General features: G+C 40.3%; 16 protein-coding genes. 3 read left to right on the top strand and 13 right to left on the bottom strand.

Going from position 1 to position 15,345, the window contains the following annotated elements:
* Positions 1–56 precede the first annotated feature (56 nt).
* Together L3V77_RS16210 and glpX are read right to left on the bottom strand one after the other, a co-directional pair.
* Positions 57–680 (bottom strand): metalloregulator ArsR/SmtB family transcription factor, encoded by a 624-nt coding sequence (locus tag L3V77_RS16210; protein WP_275135046.1) that lies wholly within the window; start codon positions 678–680, stop codon positions 57–59.
* A 163-nt stretch (positions 681–843) separates the two neighbouring features.
* Positions 844–1,851 (bottom strand): class II fructose-bisphosphatase, encoded by a 1,008-nt coding sequence (gene glpX / locus L3V77_RS16205; protein ID WP_275135045.1) that lies wholly within the window; start codon positions 1,849–1,851, stop codon positions 844–846.
* A gap of 324 nt (positions 1,852–2,175) precedes the next feature.
* Here glpX and zapB point away from each other — a divergent pair, with 324 nt between their 5' ends.
* Both zapB and L3V77_RS16195 read left to right on the top strand, forming a co-directional pair.
* Positions 2,176–2,418 carry a cell division protein ZapB gene (zapB, locus tag L3V77_RS16200; protein WP_275135044.1) on the top strand — a complete coding sequence of 81 codons (243 nt, stop codon included), beginning with the start codon at positions 2,176–2,178 and terminating at the stop codon, positions 2,416–2,418.
* A gap of 303 nt (positions 2,419–2,721) precedes the next feature.
* Positions 2,722–3,684, top strand: coding sequence for a transporter (locus tag L3V77_RS16195; protein WP_275136799.1), 963 nt, complete (start codon positions 2,722–2,724; stop codon positions 3,682–3,684).
* A 54-nt stretch (positions 3,685–3,738) separates the two neighbouring features.
* Here L3V77_RS16195 and L3V77_RS16190 read toward each other — a convergent pair whose 3' ends face one another.
* The 4 genes from L3V77_RS16190 to L3V77_RS16175 are packed head-to-tail and all read right to left on the bottom strand — an operon-like array spanning position 3,739 to position 6,022.
* Complete coding sequence (locus tag L3V77_RS16190; protein WP_275135043.1) at positions 3,739–4,308, bottom strand: hypothetical protein; 570 nt, start codon at positions 4,306–4,308, stop codon at positions 3,739–3,741.
* Between the two features lie 12 nt (positions 4,309–4,320).
* Entirely contained in the window at positions 4,321–4,995 is a 675-nt protein-coding gene (locus L3V77_RS16185; protein WP_275136798.1) for a C39 family peptidase, read from the bottom strand.
* A gap of 5 nt (positions 4,996–5,000) precedes the next feature.
* Entirely contained in the window at positions 5,001–5,330 is a 330-nt protein-coding gene (locus L3V77_RS16180) for a carbon storage regulator (RefSeq protein ID WP_275135042.1), read from the bottom strand.
* 17 nt (positions 5,331–5,347) lie between these two features.
* Positions 5,348–6,022: a hypothetical protein gene (locus L3V77_RS16175; protein ID WP_275135041.1), complete on the bottom strand. Its 675-nt coding sequence runs from the start codon at positions 6,020–6,022 to the stop codon at positions 5,348–5,350.
* Between the two features lie 735 nt (positions 6,023–6,757).
* Between L3V77_RS16175 and L3V77_RS16170 the strand changes: the two genes are divergently transcribed.
* Positions 6,758–7,387 carry a response regulator transcription factor gene (locus L3V77_RS16170; RefSeq protein WP_275135040.1) on the top strand — a complete coding sequence of 210 codons (630 nt, stop codon included), beginning with the start codon at positions 6,758–6,760 and terminating at the stop codon, positions 7,385–7,387.
* Positions 7,388–7,492: 105 nt separating this feature from the next.
* Here L3V77_RS16170 and rraA read toward each other — a convergent pair whose 3' ends face one another.
* The 7 genes from rraA to priA all read right to left on the bottom strand — a co-directional run bounded on the left by rraA (position 7,493) and on the right by priA (position 15,211).
* Positions 7,493–8,032 carry a ribonuclease E activity regulator RraA gene (rraA, locus tag L3V77_RS16165; RefSeq protein ID WP_275135039.1) on the bottom strand — a complete coding sequence of 180 codons (540 nt, stop codon included), beginning with the start codon at positions 8,030–8,032 and terminating at the stop codon, positions 7,493–7,495.
* A gap of 77 nt (positions 8,033–8,109) precedes the next feature.
* Entirely contained in the window at positions 8,110–9,027 is a 918-nt protein-coding gene (locus tag L3V77_RS16160) for a 1,4-dihydroxy-2-naphthoate polyprenyltransferase (RefSeq protein ID WP_275135038.1), read from the bottom strand.
* A 100-nt stretch (positions 9,028–9,127) separates the two neighbouring features.
* Entirely contained in the window at positions 9,128–10,462 is a 1,335-nt protein-coding gene (gene hslU / locus L3V77_RS16155) for an HslU--HslV peptidase ATPase subunit (RefSeq protein WP_195704554.1), read from the bottom strand.
* 29 nt (positions 10,463–10,491) lie between these two features.
* Positions 10,492–11,010 (bottom strand): ATP-dependent protease subunit HslV, encoded by a 519-nt coding sequence (hslV, locus tag L3V77_RS16150; RefSeq protein WP_275135037.1) that lies wholly within the window; start codon positions 11,008–11,010, stop codon positions 10,492–10,494.
* 134 nt (positions 11,011–11,144) lie between these two features.
* Positions 11,145–11,693, bottom strand: a complete 549-nt coding sequence (locus L3V77_RS16145; RefSeq protein ID WP_275135036.1) for an SPOR domain-containing protein — start codon at positions 11,691–11,693, stop codon at positions 11,145–11,147.
* A 131-nt stretch (positions 11,694–11,824) separates the two neighbouring features.
* Positions 11,825–12,829, bottom strand: coding sequence for a DNA-binding transcriptional regulator CytR (gene cytR, locus L3V77_RS16140; protein WP_195704551.1), 1,005 nt, complete (start codon positions 12,827–12,829; stop codon positions 11,825–11,827).
* 180 nt (positions 12,830–13,009) lie between these two features.
* A complete protein-coding gene (gene priA / locus L3V77_RS16135) occupies positions 13,010–15,211 on the bottom strand; it encodes a primosomal protein N' (protein ID WP_275135035.1) in 2,202 nt (733 codons plus the stop codon).
* Positions 15,212–15,345: the final 134 nt, after the last annotated feature.

Below are 15,345 nucleotides of genomic sequence, written 5' to 3'. Positions count from 1 at the left end.
TAGCCAATAAAATGAGATCTGATAAGTAAACGGTATTTGACTAAAAAATCAGCGATCTAACCTTTTGCTTCTTGAATGTGATAAACACATCTTCTATCGTCTTTGATAATGTGTTCGGTGCGGATGATTGTACAGCTTTCGCCAAGCAATTGTTGAAACACATTGAGTTCTGATTGACATAGGCTGGGGCAGCTTTGCGCGGCTTTACAGATTGGACAATGGTTCTCGATTAAGACGAAACCATTCTCAATCTCTGTTAGCTCAGCCATATAGCCATCATCTTCACGCAGTTGTTTCAGTTGTTGTAACTTACCTTTAAGGTCCTTACATTCTGATAGTGCTTGACTGTATTTTTCCAACGTCTGTTTTTCTCTTTCTAATGCGATTTTCTTTATGCCATCTTCACCAAAAAGTGCCCCAACAGCCTCGATGACTTGAACCGTTAGCTCACCGTGGCGATCAGAAAATCGCTCATGGCCTTTAGGTGTGATCTGCCAATGACGGGTAGGGCGTCCTATTTTTACTTTTAAATCAAAATATTCAAGTAATCCGTTCTCTTCTAACGCTTGTAAGTGTTGTCGCACACCCATGCTCGTCATATCGAGGTCTTCGGACAGTTTTTTTGCTGTCAAAGAACCTTCTCTTTTGAGTTTTTGTAATATTCTATCCGCTGTTTTCACCGAAAGTACCTAAGGTTATGCTCGTAACTTATAACTACAGCTTTCATTATGAATAAAGTAATTAATAAAGCAAATTCTTAACTAACCTATGTTTAGGTTAATTAGCCGACAAATGAAAAAGCACAGCTAAAATAGCTGCGCTTTGTGAGCTGTTGGGGGCAAATTAAAGAATGAAGTCTTTAATCTCAGGGTCTTTACGATCCAAATAGTGGATAGATTTGATGCGACGAATCGTTCTACAACAACCTCTAATCACTAGCGTTTCCGTTGTGGCGATATTGTCTTTGCGAGTGATCCCTTCGAGCAAGTCGCCTTTCGTGATCCCCGTTGCTGAGAAAACAACATTGTCACTAGATGCCATGTCTTCCATTTTTAATACAACACGTGCCTCAACGCCCATCTCTTTGCACCTAGCCAGTTCTTGGTTGCCGTGGATACGATTGTCTTCGGTATCGCCTTTCACTTCCTGGCGCGGCAGCAAGCGGCCTTGCATGTCACCATCAAGTGCACGAATAACCGCGGCGGATATAACACCTTCTGGAGCGCCACCAATACAATACATTACATCGACTTCGCTATCGGGCATACAAGTGAGAATAGACGCCGCGACATCGCCATCTGGAACAGCAAAGACGCGGACACCCATCTCTTGCATCTCTTTAATTATTTTATCGTGACGTGGTTTAGCTAAGGTTGTCACCACTAGTGTATTTAGCGGTTTCCCCATCGCTTTAGCGATATTCTCTAAATTTTCTGTCAGTGATTTGTCTAAATCAATAGCACCTTTTGCTTGTGGGCCAACCACGAGCTTTTCCATGTACATGTCAGGTGCTTTAAGAAAACTGCCCTTTTCGCCAGCAGCAAGGACAGTCAAAGCGTTTGCTTGACCCATTGCGGTCATGCGAGTGCCTTCAATAGGATCGACAGCAATATCTACGGCATCTCCTCCTAACCCAACATGTTCCCCGATGAACAGCATTGGCGCATCATCGATTTCACCTTCACCGATAACAATTTCGCCTTTTATTTCTGTTTTGTTGAGTAGCGTACGCATTACCTCAACAGCGGCCCCATCTGCGGCGTTTTTATCGCCACGTCCAAGCCAATGATAACCAGCAAGCGCGGCACCTTCGGTTACACGAGAAAATGCCAATGCTAAATCGCGTTTCATGACTACTCCAAAATAGTAAAAAAGAGGTAAAAAATTGCGGGGATTCTATCATACAAAATAGTAAACGTTTGCCTTTTTGGCCCTGTTTCATTGGTCACTTAGTTTGATTGAGTAGAAGTATATATTTAGGTAGGTTTAGAGCGATGTGAGCATTGACGGAACACGTGAAAATTCAGGATAATGCAGCTTGGTGCTCTAAAAATGAGCATGTAACTCAAAAATCATGATATTAGACGTGTTTATATTGAAAAGCGTGAGTAGAATGAAGCTATTCGTGACTGAATAACCTTTTAGTCAACCAGAACAAAAGTAAAGGTAGAATGTATGTCTTTAGAAGTGCTAGAGCAGTTAGAAACAAAAATCCAAACAGCCGTTGATACCATCACTCTATTACAGATGGAGTTAGAAGAAGTTAAGCAAAAAAACCAAGGTTTGGAGCAAGAAACAACGTCACTAAGAGATAACTGTTCTAACCTAGAGCAGCAAAACCACCAGATGCTCGAAGAGCATGAAGCTTGGCAACAAAGAATTCGCATTTTACTCGGTAAAATGGAAGACGTTGAGTAACGTTTTCTCGTCTGAACAAGAGTAAAGAGATTATCAGAGCGATGGCACTGGTACTCTCTTTACTCTTGTTCAGCTGTCTATCAGAGTATTGAAAATAGCAGCAGTCTATTTTTTATATATCAAGTAGTACTTCTAACATTATTTGATGCGGATGATTTGGTCCTTAAGCATTATGGCGTCTTCCTCGTACAACAACTATTACTTCTTAATGAGTAAAAAATAATAGTGTTGGAGAGGTGAGCCGTGAATAAAATCAATAGTAAATTATATTGGGTGTGCTGCAGTTTATTGCCAACGGTATGTTTGGCTGAAGGCGAACAAAGCCCATCAAACCAACCTCAACAAGAAGAGCCTCAAAAAAGAATCCAAACGGTAGCGGATGTATTTGAGCAGCCCGGTGTATTGACGCCACGGGGTACCTTTGTTTTAGACGCCTCATTTAATTATTCTCAGAACTCATCAAATAAAGTTTCTATCGTAGGATATACAATTTTGCCAACGTTAATCGTTGGGCGAATAGAGGTCAGTGACTCAGATCGTACTACTATCACCGTAGGACTAACGGGACGATATGGTATTACCAATCGACTTGAAGCTGAAGTACGTATTCCGTGGGTTTATCGAAATGATCAAATTTCTACGCGACCAATTCAAGATGGCGCCTCTGATGACACAGAAGTGTTGACGTTAGATGGATCTGCCATGGGAGATATAGAAGCGGCATTGCGTTATCAATTAAATATGGACAGCGCGCCATTTTGGGTTGGTGGGTTAAAGGTTAAATCGACAACGGGTAAATCCCCTTATGATTTGGATCTTGATACAACAACCAATACGTTTACCGATGTACCAACGGGATCGGGTTTTTGGAGTGTTGAACCGAGTTTGACAATGATTTATCCGACAGATCCTGCGGTTCTTTTTGTGAATCTTGGTTATATATACAATTTTAAGGATACAGTTGATTTTGGCGACAGTGAGGCAGAAATTACTCTCGGTGATACGATCTCTTTAGGGGCTGGGATGGGTTTTGCTGTTAATCCTAATTTCTCTTTTTCTCTTGGTCTTGCTCACAAAACCATCCTTAAAAGTGAAGTGAATGGGGCCAGTGCTGATAGTGCTCAACTGTTACAATTGGATACGGTAAGCTTTGGTGCCAACTTGGCCATTAATCCGAAATTATCGGTAAACGTAAGTGCCGCAGCAGGGCTGACAGAAGATACACCTGATTTTCAACTAACAATCAGGGTACCTTATAGTTTCTAGAGTGGAAGTGTTAAAACCATCCGGTAATCAAAACAAGTCGTGTTGATCGCGGATTTATGGCAGGCTTAACATGATCGCATCGTCTAACTTCATTCTTAGTTGTGAACTCTGTAATATTATTGCTCCGGGCGCATTTATATCAACGACAGTTGATATTCCAAGCACACTATTGTTTACGGTATTTTGGATAATGTTGTTGATGGTGTCGGAACTGTTAATCACTGGTTTCTCAGTTTGAGTAGTGTTTGTTAAATGTTGTCTAGTAATTTTATGCTGCTCGTCCTTAAGTTGAGAAATATCCTCAAATTGATTTCCTGAACCATTTTGAATAACATTAGTTATGCCCGTGTCACTTGCTGGTTTTTGAGTGTCTAGCTCAACTTGTCCATTTTTAATCAAAAGGTTAGCGATGTGCGAATTGAAAAAAGTTCTACCATTTAAAGATGTGGTGATACTAATACCGATGTTTATAAATCGATTAGACGGAAAGCTAAAGCCCCCTCGATACTGACTTAATTCGGTGTTGGATAGCGGCACTCCTACATCTTTGATGGACATTGCAGATGCAGGTAAGGTACATAGCAACAGCGAAATGCTAAAGATTCTTAAACCTTGTTTTTTCATAACGCGTTCCTTTTAGTTTTCACCTGATTCTCGGAGTGTCGTGCTAAAAATACCGAGTGAATCACGAGCTACCGCAGAATTAACAGGTGATGGTGTGTAAATTGCAAAGCTGTCATCAAAAATAAATGACGCTTTCCCTTTTTCAGCATGGTTCTTTATGAGAAGAATTATTCCTTGATAATAGCGATTAAAATCTTCTACACGCATCTTTACTGTTCCTCTAGATGGGTCACCAATAATGACATGTTCTGAATTTATGCCCTTAACCAATACAAAGTGCATATAGCCATCAAAATTAACTAAGGTAATACCGGGAACGCCAACCTTCTTTATTTTGGTGGTGCTCAACTGGAATCCATCAGCATCAAAACCAATACCTTCTAAGTACTGTTTCATATCTAAGAGTGAGAACCCTTCTTGCTTGATACGCTCTTGATCACCTTTATCAAACATGACCGTAAATATAGTTTCTTCGTTTGAAGGTGTTTGATAGTGATAAGAGAGTAATGAAGCTAAGGCAGCGGAACCGCAACTAAAGTCATATTTTTGGCGAAGTACATCACCAAATAATTGTTCTTGATAACTTTTTACAACAACATTATAAACCCCTCTGCTTGGGAAGTAATCTAATGCAAGGGTTGAGGTGCTTAAAAGCACCGCAACCCAAGTTAATAAGAAATATTTCATATTCATCAATGCAACGTTAAGTTCACGACAGTTGAGTTTTGAATAACAACATTGTTACCCGTATTTTGAATGACATTCGAAATACCAGAACTGTTGCTTAGTGAACCATTGGTAATCACATTATTACCAGAGTAGGTTCCCAATGCATTGTTGCCAACACTAGAGCCATCGAGTTCAGATGTCGCTGAAACATAATCAATATCGACTAGATATTGACCACCTCGAGAGGTTTCCAATTCTTCTTCAGAGATAACTGCGTCATCAGGAAGCAATAATTGGTCTGCAATAGATGGTGCCGAAAGCATAGTGCCTATTAGCAATAGCGCTGTACGCATGACTTTCTCCAAATCTCTTACGGCATAATTGTCGCGTTGGTAGATACCGATTGTTGAATTGAAGATGCATTACCGGCATTTTGAGCTGCGGTTGTAATACCCGCTGCAGCATTAAATGAACCATTAATGTTATTTTGTTGACTCACTGACATTGCGTTTCTATCTCTGTCACGTCCACCAACTTCGAGACCAAATAAAGCAAAGTCTGCGTCAGTATCGGTCACGCCATAAGAAACAGTGGCTCCAGATACGCTCGAATCCATATCGGAATAGTTCACTACAGCAGTAAGATCGATATCGATAACGCTAGTGGCAGTGTTCGTCGTAGAGTCGTTATCCCAAGCTTGCGATTGGAGGGTGTTATGACTTAATACATCGTTATAGCTGTCGTCTGTATTGCCAGAATCTTCCACATTACCAGAATCGTCCACATTACCTACATCATCGACGTTTCCGAAATCTTCGGCATTATAGTCATTGTTGCTGTCGTATTGATCATTATCAGAGTTACCAACATTTTGAAGATCATTATCACTAAGAAGCTCAGTGTTATTGTCACTTAATAGACTGATATCATCATTATCGATACCAATATCATCAGTAGTAATATCATCACCTATAGCGTAAACCGATCCAGAAGTGAATGTAAAAGCGAGAATAGACATAGCTAGAGTTGTTTTATTAAATTTCATGATTGTGCTCCATATTTTATTGAGTTACTTCTTTGTATTGTTAACTTATAAAAGTATATTGCTGTATATTGTTGCTCGTACCTATCTGAGGTAGGTAATGTTGAGTATAGGGAAAATGCAAAATATTAGAGTCTCATCAATGAGAAATCTATTTTCAGTGCGGATTTTTATTGAAATTATGTAATTACTGTCATTTTAACTATATGAAAAATATTGATAATTTGGTGGTTTTTTATGAGAGTATTAGACGGTTGTGTTTATTGATTGCTCGAAGTGCTGTTTTTCGAGTACTTATTTTTTTGTAATATAAACCTTTTTATTAGTAGTATGATTTTGGAGTTAATGCCTATATTCAACTTCATTTTTTAATTTATACAAATCATTGTAATAAAAGCATTAATTGGGATATTGCGTTTTGTTAAAAAGTTTTATCTAATGGAATGTAATATTTCTAACTAATTGTATTTATTATTTTTTGTTGTAATTTATTAGTATTGGTTATTTTATATGATTGTGGTTTTATGATGCTAATTCAAATGTTCGTGAAATAAATGCAACAATTCTTGATATGGAGCTCGATATGTTTCTATCAATGAAATTATATATTAATTATCATGTGATTTTGGATGTTAACGCCAGTTTGGATTATACTTGGTATCAAATTTAATTTAAAAATGAGTTGTGAATTTATGTGTGAGTATTATATGAATAGGTGGTGAGGGTGAGGGTGATGTTATGCGATATAAATTGGTTGTCGTTGGGGATGAAATATTTAAAATAAGTTTAATAAAAAAAGAACTATCAGAAATGCCAGATTTAGAAGTAGAGCATATGACGCTTAAAGAACTTAAATTGCATAGAGTTCAAGAAGATATTAATTTGGTCATGCTCGATTTTTCAGTACTTGAAGATGGACTTTGTAATGATTTTTTTGTGGATGGGCTGGGCTACGATATACTTATATTCAGCGCACCCAAAGGGAGTGTAGAAGAAAAAATAATGAAATGGAAGAGCGTTAAAGGGGTACTTCCGTATACGGCCCCTATAGAGCACCTTAGAAAAAGTGTCCACCATATTTTGCGTGGGGGTATGTGGATGCCTCGTAACTGTTTAGAAAAAATGGTGAGGTATTATAGGCACCCTAGTGTGTTTGCTAATACCTTGCAACTAGACTTTACAAAGAGAGAAAGGCAAATCCTATCCCATATTGCCAATGGCCAATCAAATCAGCAAATTGCTAACGATTTATTTTTAGCAGAAAGTACGGTTAAAACGCATATTTATAAACTATACAAGAAAATGAACGTACATTGCCGTCATGATGCGTTAGAGCAACTTAAAGGGAATGATTGGGCCAGTTTATAAATGAGATTGTCGTTGTTATAAATTAAAAAAGCCGCCGAGTTGGCCGCTTTTCATATGGGTACAGTGTAATGTCATAATGTCAGAAGAATAGTTTTGACAAATTACCTAGCGCTCAAAATCGTTGTCGTCGGTTTCAACATCGATTTCTTCAATAATCTCTAGATCTGCGTCCAATGGTTCTGGTGAAATAATAATGCCGGTATTGTCAGCATAAAGATAATCTTCAGGTAAAAAGGTTACGCCCCCAAAGTTGACAGGAACGTCTATCTCACCAATTTGCTGACTTGCTGCGCCAACAGGGATTGATGCGATAGCTTGAATGCCAATGCTCATATCTTCTAACTCATCGATTTCTCTAACACAGCCATAAACAACAATGCCTTCCCAGTCGTTATCTTCTGCTAATGTAGCAATTTCCGCGTCAATAAGAGCCCTACGTAATGAACCACCACCATCGATTAATAGAATACGACCAGCGCCATCTTCTTCTAATATGGAACGTATAATACCGTTATCTTCAAAGCATTTTACGGTAGTAAGCTGACCTGCAAATGAGGCACTTCCACCAAAGTTACTGAACATTGGTTCTACTACATCGACTTGGTCTGAGTAAATATCACAAAGTGCAGAGGTGTTGTATTCCATATGCGTTGTCTTCTATTTGCTACTGAAAGGTTTTTAATTATATCGACTCATTGAGTCAATGCAATGACAAGGCTCAATTATCTAACTATTGTTTGAGCTACAACTACCAATGAAAACAAAATGTTAGTAATTGAAGCGCATTTGACGATGATGGGCATCATTGGCGCAATGGCGACGGGAGAGCTTGATTGGAGTACTTCTTTACCATGTTTTGCCAACGTAATAGCAGATAAAAAGAAAGGAACAATTATCCAAATAGTCGTACTGTGGCTAAATAGGTAGTAAACATAAGAGACAAAGGCTAACCCAATCAATACGATATGATAATACTTCGCTGGTTGTTCTCCCAGTCTTACTGCGATAGTTTTTTTGCCACATGCACGATCATTATCGATATCACGCATGTTATTAATATTAAGTACAGCGACAGCTAATAATCCACATCCTATAGCAGGGATGAAAATATCAAAATCAATAATTCCAGTGTGAAGAAAATAAGTTCCCCCAACACCGAGTAATCCAAAAAATACAAATACAGATAAGTCGCCAAGCCCAACATAACCATAAGGTCTATTACCGACGGTATAAGCAATGGAACTTAATATAGCGAGTAGACCCAAACCTAAAAATGCGAGGATATTGGTAAAGCTTTCTAGTGAATAGAAAATCAGTGCCAAACCGGAGATAATCGTTAAGAAAATATTTAGGAGAATTGCATGTTTCATCTCTCTCTGAGTGACGACACCTGATTGCATTGCACGGGTTGGCCCTAAGCGGTCATCGTTATCAGTACCTTGTTGGGTATCACCATAATCGTTGGCTAGATTAGATAATATTTGTAGAAGAATCGCGGTAAGTAGAGCAAGGGCCATAACAGCAAAAGAAAAATTACCATTGGAGTAGGCCAAACTGCTGCCCGTCGTTATAGTGACGAGTGCGAGTGGTAGTGTTTTTGGCCTTGCTGCGTCTAACCAGATTACAAGTGACTGCTTCATTGAGATTGTTTACCTTACATTATTGAGAGCAGTATACCAATTGCACAAATAATAAAAAGCCCATCTAAAGAGGTAGATGGGCTTGATCAAGATTTATTAATTAAAGAATAAATCGACTGAGATCTTCATCTTCAATAAACTCAGCCAAACGTTCGTGTACATAGGCTGAGTTTATTACCATCTTAGAGCCGGGTTTTTCTGTTGCGTCAAAGGATATTTCATCCATCAATCTCTCCATGACAGTGTGCAGTCGACGGGCACCGATATTTTCAGTGGTTTCATTTACGCGCCACGCGGCTTCAGCTATCTGATGGATGCCATCTTCAGAGAACTCGATGTCAACATCTTCTGTCTTTAGTAAGGCGATATACTGTTCGGTTAAGGAAGCTTTTGGTTCTGTTAGTATGCGTTCAAAGTCATGGCTTGAAAGCGCTTCTAGTTCTACTCGAATAGGTAAACGACCTTGAAGTTCAGGGATTAAGTCTGAAGGCTTCGATACTTGGAATGCACCAGAGGTAATAAATAGAATATGGTCTGTTTTTACCATACCGTGTTTGGTTGATACTGTGCTGCCTTCAATCAGAGGCAATAAATCACGCTGTACACCTTCACGGGACACATCAGGGCCTGAGCTTTCACCTCGCCGACAGATTTTATCAATCTCATCTATAAACACGATACCGTTATTTTCAGCATTGTAGATAGCTTGCTCTTTTAGCTCTTCAGGGTTGACGAGTTTGGCGGCTTCTTCTTCTATTAGCGCTTTGAAGGCGTCCTTGATTTTCATCTTACGGCTCTTTTGTGTGTTGCCCGCTAGATTTTGGAACATACCTTGAAGCTGATTGGTCATCTCTTCCATTCCAGGAGGCGCCATTATCTCTACACCCATTTGCGGAGCCGCCACGTCAATATCTATCTCTTTGTCGTCTAGTTTTCCTTCACGCAATTTTTTACGGAAAATCTGACGTGTGTTCGACGAGGTATCTTCTTGTTTCTCATTCTCGCCCCATGCATCGCGTGCTGGTGGGAGTAGTGCGTCTAGAATACGTTCTTCAGCTTGTTCTTCAGCTCTATATTTTACTTTCTCAGTCGCTTGCTGGTGGGTCATTTTAATCGAAACATCAGTAAGGTCTCGAATGATGGTTTCTACCTCTTTACCAACGTAACCGACTTCCGTGAACTTAGTGGCTTCAACCTTGATGAAAGGTGCATTCGCAAGTTTGGCTAAGCGGCGTGCTATTTCAGTTTTACCTACACCAGTGGGGCCAATCATCAGAATGTTTTTTGGCGTTACTTCTACGCGTAAACTTTCATCAAGTTGCATTCGACGCCAGCGATTACGCAGTGCTATAGCCACCGCACGTTTTGCTTTTTCTTGGCCAATAATGTGGCGGTTTAATTCGTGAACAATTTCACGGGGTGTCATTTCCGACATGTATTTATTCCTCAGTTCTGAGCAGAGAATTATAATTCTTCGATTGTGTGGTGATGGTTAGTAAATACGCAAATATCACCCGCTATGTTTAGTGATTTCTCTGCTATTTCACGTGCATCCAATTCGGTATTTTCTAAGAGTGCGATAGCCGCAGCTTGAGCAAAGTTGCCGCCAGATCCAATAGCAATTAAGTCGTTCTCTGGTTGAACCACATCACCATTACCCGTGATGATGAGTGAAGCTGTCTCGTCTGCGACAGCTAGAATCGCTTCTAGTTTACGAAGTGCACGATCACTGCGCCAGTCTTTGGCGAGTTCAACGGCGGCTTTTGTGAGGTGACCTTGATGCATTTGTAGCTTACTTTCGAAACGTTCAAATAAAGTAAACGCGTCAGCGGTGCCGCCTGCAAACCCTGCAATCACTTTGTCGTTATACAAACGACGAACTTTTTTAGCATTACCTTTCATTACAGTATTGCCTAGAGATACTTGTCCATCACCAGCAATAACAACTTTATTATTACGACGTACAGATACAATGGTAGTCACGAGAATAGCCTCTTTTCATTTTACTAGTGAGATAGCGAATATATGAGGATAATCTAGAAGGATTTCAAGGATGAAAAAAGCGAGATAGCTAACTATCTCGCTTTTGGGGGGATAATATTCTGTTTTTGCGTCGCTTATTGGGTTTCTTTCCAAATAGCACAGGGTTCAATCTTGGCTCTTTGTAATGCGTGCTTGTCTTTTTCAGCGTTTCGTTTGAGCTTATATGGCCCCAAAACCACCTTATACCAACTGCTGCCTTCTTTTTTGCGAATTTTGCTGCTGATGCCCTGAAAGGCAATATTAACTTTGCGTTCTTCTGCCTGGCTCAGCGACTTAAAGGCACCGCATTGCATAATATATGGAACGGTTGATACGACCTGTTTTTTTGCTTCAACTTCAATCTCTTTGTTTGGTAGAGATTTCACGTAATCCCATTCTTCTTTGGGCAATTCCGGCAAACTGGTTTTCTTTTTGGTTGTCGTCTTAGGTTTGGATGTTTGCTTCACTTCAGGTGGAATAGGGGGCTCAGGGTCATTACTCAATATATATAGGCCATAACCAAACCCTCCTAATAAAAGGACGGCAAGTAAACCCGCTTTCCACGGTTTTCTTGTAGGAGTCTTTTTGCTTCTCGTGCTTTTACGAGTGCCTTGGCCCCGTTTTACGTAATCTCTATTTGCCATAACATGTCAGCCAAATTTAGGTATCAATATGGTAATCCAAAATGTATCTGGAAGACAATTGTAGTTTAAAAAGCGGCGCCATAAAGCACCGCTCGAGAGTGAACTAGAGATCTCTAATTCAGATTGAATCACTAGGCTCTAGGGGGAGCAGCGCTATTTCTAATAACGAGTTTTGTCTCAAGTAATCTTGAACCCGCTCTTACATCTCTACCTTTAAGTAGTTCTAGCATCATTAACATTGCTTGGCGCCCAATCTCATAACGAGGTTGAGAAACCGTGGTTAATGGAGGATCACAATATTGTGAGAATTGAATATCATCAAAACCAACCACGGACAGATCTTGAGGCACACGCAAGCCCAGTTTTTTCGCTTCCTGTATTGCACCAATCGCCATGGTATCGTTGTGGCAAAATATGGCTGTTGGCGCATCCGGTAATGAAAGTAGTTTTCTAAGTGCTTTAGCACCACCTTCAAAGGTAAAATTACTTTGAGTGGTGTAAGTTGAATTGAGTGCTATTCCGGCTCTACGTAAAGCTTGCTGATAACCTTGATGTCGGAACTTACATAACGCTGCCTTTTCTGGACCAGAAATTTGCGCAATTTTTTTGTGACCCATTTGGGTTAGATAATTAACAGCTTCAAATGCCGATGTTAAGTTATCAATATGCACGGTTGGTAGTTCTAATTCCGGAGCGTATTCACAAGCCATTACCAGAGGAGGCAGGTTTTTTTGTTCGGGTTTACTGACATCGAATGGTAAATCGGTACCAAGCAGTAACATACCGTCAGCTTGTTTAGTAAAAACCAGATTAACGAAAGAGCTTTCTCTTTTTTGCTGTTTGCCGCTATCACCAAGTAGAACTAGATAACCATGTTCCATCGCTGCGTCTTCAATACCACGAATGATCTCTGTAAAATATGGGTCACAAATATCGGGAACGATGGTGATAATTGTTTTTGATTCATTCCTACGGAGATTTCGAGCTAAAGAGTTTGGGGAATATCCAGCTTCTAGTACAGCGTCTTCTACACGTTTTCTAGTTGACGCAGAAACTTTTTCTGGGTTCATTAAAGCGCGAGAGACCGTAGCGGTTGAAACACCCGCAAGCTGGGCAACATCCTTCATTGTCGCCATAAATAATTAACCTCTGATATCCTAACGATGATAACTGTTATGTAACTATATGTTTATGCTCTAAGTGTATTGCTTTAGAGAAATGTAATTTACGGGTAGAGTAACAAATTTTGCATAAGTTGTGTGAGCTTTGTCGCATTGGCGAATATAAAAAGCATGATGCATTCGCGTGATGAATCATCAGCTTAAGTCTTGGGGTTCTATATCTATAGACCAGCGAACTTTCTTGGCTAAAGGTAACAACTGTATGGCGGCCTTTGCACTATGTAAAAGTTTTTGCATAGTGCTTCTGTGTGGTGTTTGCAGTAGGAGTTGCCATCGCGCTTTCCCTGCCCGTTTTGCTAGAGGCGCAGGTGTGGGTCCCATGATCATAGAATAGTTGTCAAATAATGGATTGGACTCAAGTGTATGTCTGATCTGTCTCAAAAAATTTTCTACTAAATCGCTGTTATTTGCTTCCGCTCTAAATAGCGTTAGATAGGTGAAAGGAGGGAGCTTCGCCCGCTTCCTTTCTAGCAACGCGGTTTGTGCGAAGTGGTGGTAATCTTTGTAGAGAAGTGCTTGTAATAAAGGGTGATCTGGGTGGTGTGTTTGCAATAAAACCTCACCTGGTTTACTTGCTCTACCCGCTCTACCTGCAACCTGAATAAAGAGTTGAGCCAAACGCTCTGAGGCTCGAAAATCGCTGCTGAATAAAGAACCATCCACATCAAGTAAACCGACTAAAGTGACATCAGGAAAGTGGTGACCTTTGGCGAGCATCTGAGTGCCAATAAGTATCTGAACTTCATTGTTCCGAATGTTTTTTAATGCCGCTTCCAATGAGCCTTTTCGTCTTGTGCTATCGCGATCGATCCTCAATGTTTTAAATTCAGGGAATAGTACTTTGAGTTGCTGCTCCAATTGTTCTGTGCCCACACCTACCGTGACGAGTTGCGTCGAACCACAGCCTTGGCATTGACTGACTACTGGGCGTTGAGAGCCGCAATGATGACATCGCATTTCATTTTTATTTTGATGGTAGGTGTAGTATGCATCGCACCTTTTACAGTCCGCTATCCATCCGCACTCATGACACATTAATGCAGGAGAGAACCCTCTGCGGTTTAGAAACAACATTACTTGATTGCCCGACTCTAAGTGCTTTCTCATTTCAGCAATTAGAGGCGCCGATAATCCGCCCTCTAAATAGAGTCCTTTTATATCCAAAACTTTATGTGTCGCTGGTAGAGCATTACCTGCTCGTTTACTTAATATAAGATGATGATATTTGCCTGATATGGCATTCTGCAAGGTTTCAAAGCAAGGCGTGGCCGAGCCTAAAACAATAGGGATATTTTCTTTATGTGCTCGCATTATGGCCACATCTCGAGCGTGATACCTCAAGCTATCTTGTTGTTTATAAGACGTGTCGTGCTCTTCATCAACAATAATAATGCCGAGATCTTTAAACGGAGTCAGTAATGCGGATCGGGTACCGATAACAATGCCGGCTTGTTTATCTCTTGCTGATAACCAAGCATTGAGCCTTTCTGTATCATTTAATCCAGAATGAATAACGGCAACAGGAACATTGAACCTTCTTTTAAATCGATTGATGGTCTGTGGTGTGAGTCCTATCTCGGGGACCAGAACCAGGGCCTGCTTGCCAACGTCTAAAATAGGTTTGATTAGATTCAGATAAACCTCTGTTTTTCCAGATCCTGTTACGCCTTCTAATAGATAACAACCAAAGTTGTTATTGCTGTTTACTGTGGCGATAGCGACCGCTTGTTCTTCGTTTAATTTTGGTTTTTCACCTGCATTTTCTAGTTCCTCAGGCCAACGAGCCGTCTTGGGTTTTGTTTCTGTAGAAACAATCCAACCTTTTTCATCCAAGGTTTTTAACACTGAACTGGAGATCGCTTCATCAATCATTTGCTGATGTGTTATCGGACCATTTTCAAGTAAGTGCATTACCTTGGCTTGTTTCACGGCGCGACCAAGACCACTCATTAATTGATTTTTGCCCGTTTCAGTGATCTGCCATTCTATAAGCGAGGCAAATTCAGCAGCTTTGCCCTTTCTTAGAGCCGTTGGTAGCGCATTACTAAGAGTTTCGCCCAAAGGGTACTGGTAGAATTGACTGCACCAATTAAGAAGTGTGTAAAGGTTATCAGGCCAAATAGGCTCGACATCTAATACTTGCTTGATGCTTTTTAGTTGATTTATTGGGAAATCAGATTGATGAACCATTGCAGTAACTATTCCAACAAGTGTTTGCCTACCAAATGAAACGGATACACGACCACCGATAACCGGAAATTGATGAGCTTGAATGAGATAATCAAACCTCTTGTCTAGCGGCACTGGTAGGGCAATTTGAGCAATGGTTGGACGCATTATTGATGAGTAGTCAGCTTAATGAAACGAGGGGGATAGTGTAGTTGATGCGCAATGTAATTACGAGAGATGCTCATTGGCTGGAACGAAAGTGTCATACTACGAGGGGGAAGTGGTAGACAAAAATGTGCGCA

The sequence above is a fragment of the Vibrio sp. DW001 genome (genome assembly GCF_029016285.1).
Lineage (GTDB): Bacteria > Pseudomonadota > Gammaproteobacteria > Enterobacterales > Vibrionaceae > Vibrio.
This window is presented reverse-complemented; position numbering and strand designations above follow the sequence as displayed.

Coding starts and splice junctions, on each gene's coding strand:
- L3V77_RS16185 (WP_275136798.1), bottom strand. CDS start 4,995: ATGAAATATTTCTTATTAACTTGGGTTGCGGTGCTTTTAAGCACCTCA.
- L3V77_RS16145 (WP_275135036.1), bottom strand. CDS start 11,693: ATGGCAAATAGAGATTACGTAAAACGGGGCCAAGGCACTCGTAAAAGC.
- L3V77_RS16190 (WP_275135043.1), bottom strand. CDS start 4,308: ATGAAAAAACAAGGTTTAAGAATCTTTAGCATTTCGCTGTTGCTATGT.
- priA (WP_275135035.1), bottom strand. CDS start 15,211: ATGCGTCCAACCATTGCTCAAATTGCCCTACCAGTGCCGCTAGACAAG.
- zapB (WP_275135044.1), top strand. CDS start 2,176: ATGTCTTTAGAAGTGCTAGAGCAGTTAGAAACAAAAATCCAAACAGCC.
- L3V77_RS16175 (WP_275135041.1), bottom strand. CDS start 6,022: ATGAAATTTAATAAAACAACTCTAGCTATGTCTATTCTCGCTTTTACA.
- L3V77_RS16160 (WP_275135038.1), bottom strand. CDS start 9,027: ATGAAGCAGTCACTTGTAATCTGGTTAGACGCAGCAAGGCCAAAAACA.
- hslU (WP_195704554.1), bottom strand. CDS start 10,462: ATGTCGGAAATGACACCCCGTGAAATTGTTCACGAATTAAACCGCCAC.
- L3V77_RS16170 (WP_275135040.1), top strand. CDS start 6,758: ATGCGATATAAATTGGTTGTCGTTGGGGATGAAATATTTAAAATAAGT.
- cytR (WP_195704551.1), bottom strand. CDS start 12,829: ATGGCGACAATGAAGGATGTTGCCCAGCTTGCGGGTGTTTCAACCGCT.
- glpX (WP_275135045.1), bottom strand. CDS start 1,851: ATGAAACGCGATTTAGCATTGGCATTTTCTCGTGTAACCGAAGGTGCC.
- rraA (WP_275135039.1), bottom strand. CDS start 8,032: ATGGAATACAACACCTCTGCACTTTGTGATATTTACTCAGACCAAGTC.
- L3V77_RS16180 (WP_275135042.1), bottom strand. CDS start 5,330: ATGCGTACAGCGCTATTGCTAATAGGCACTATGCTTTCGGCACCATCT.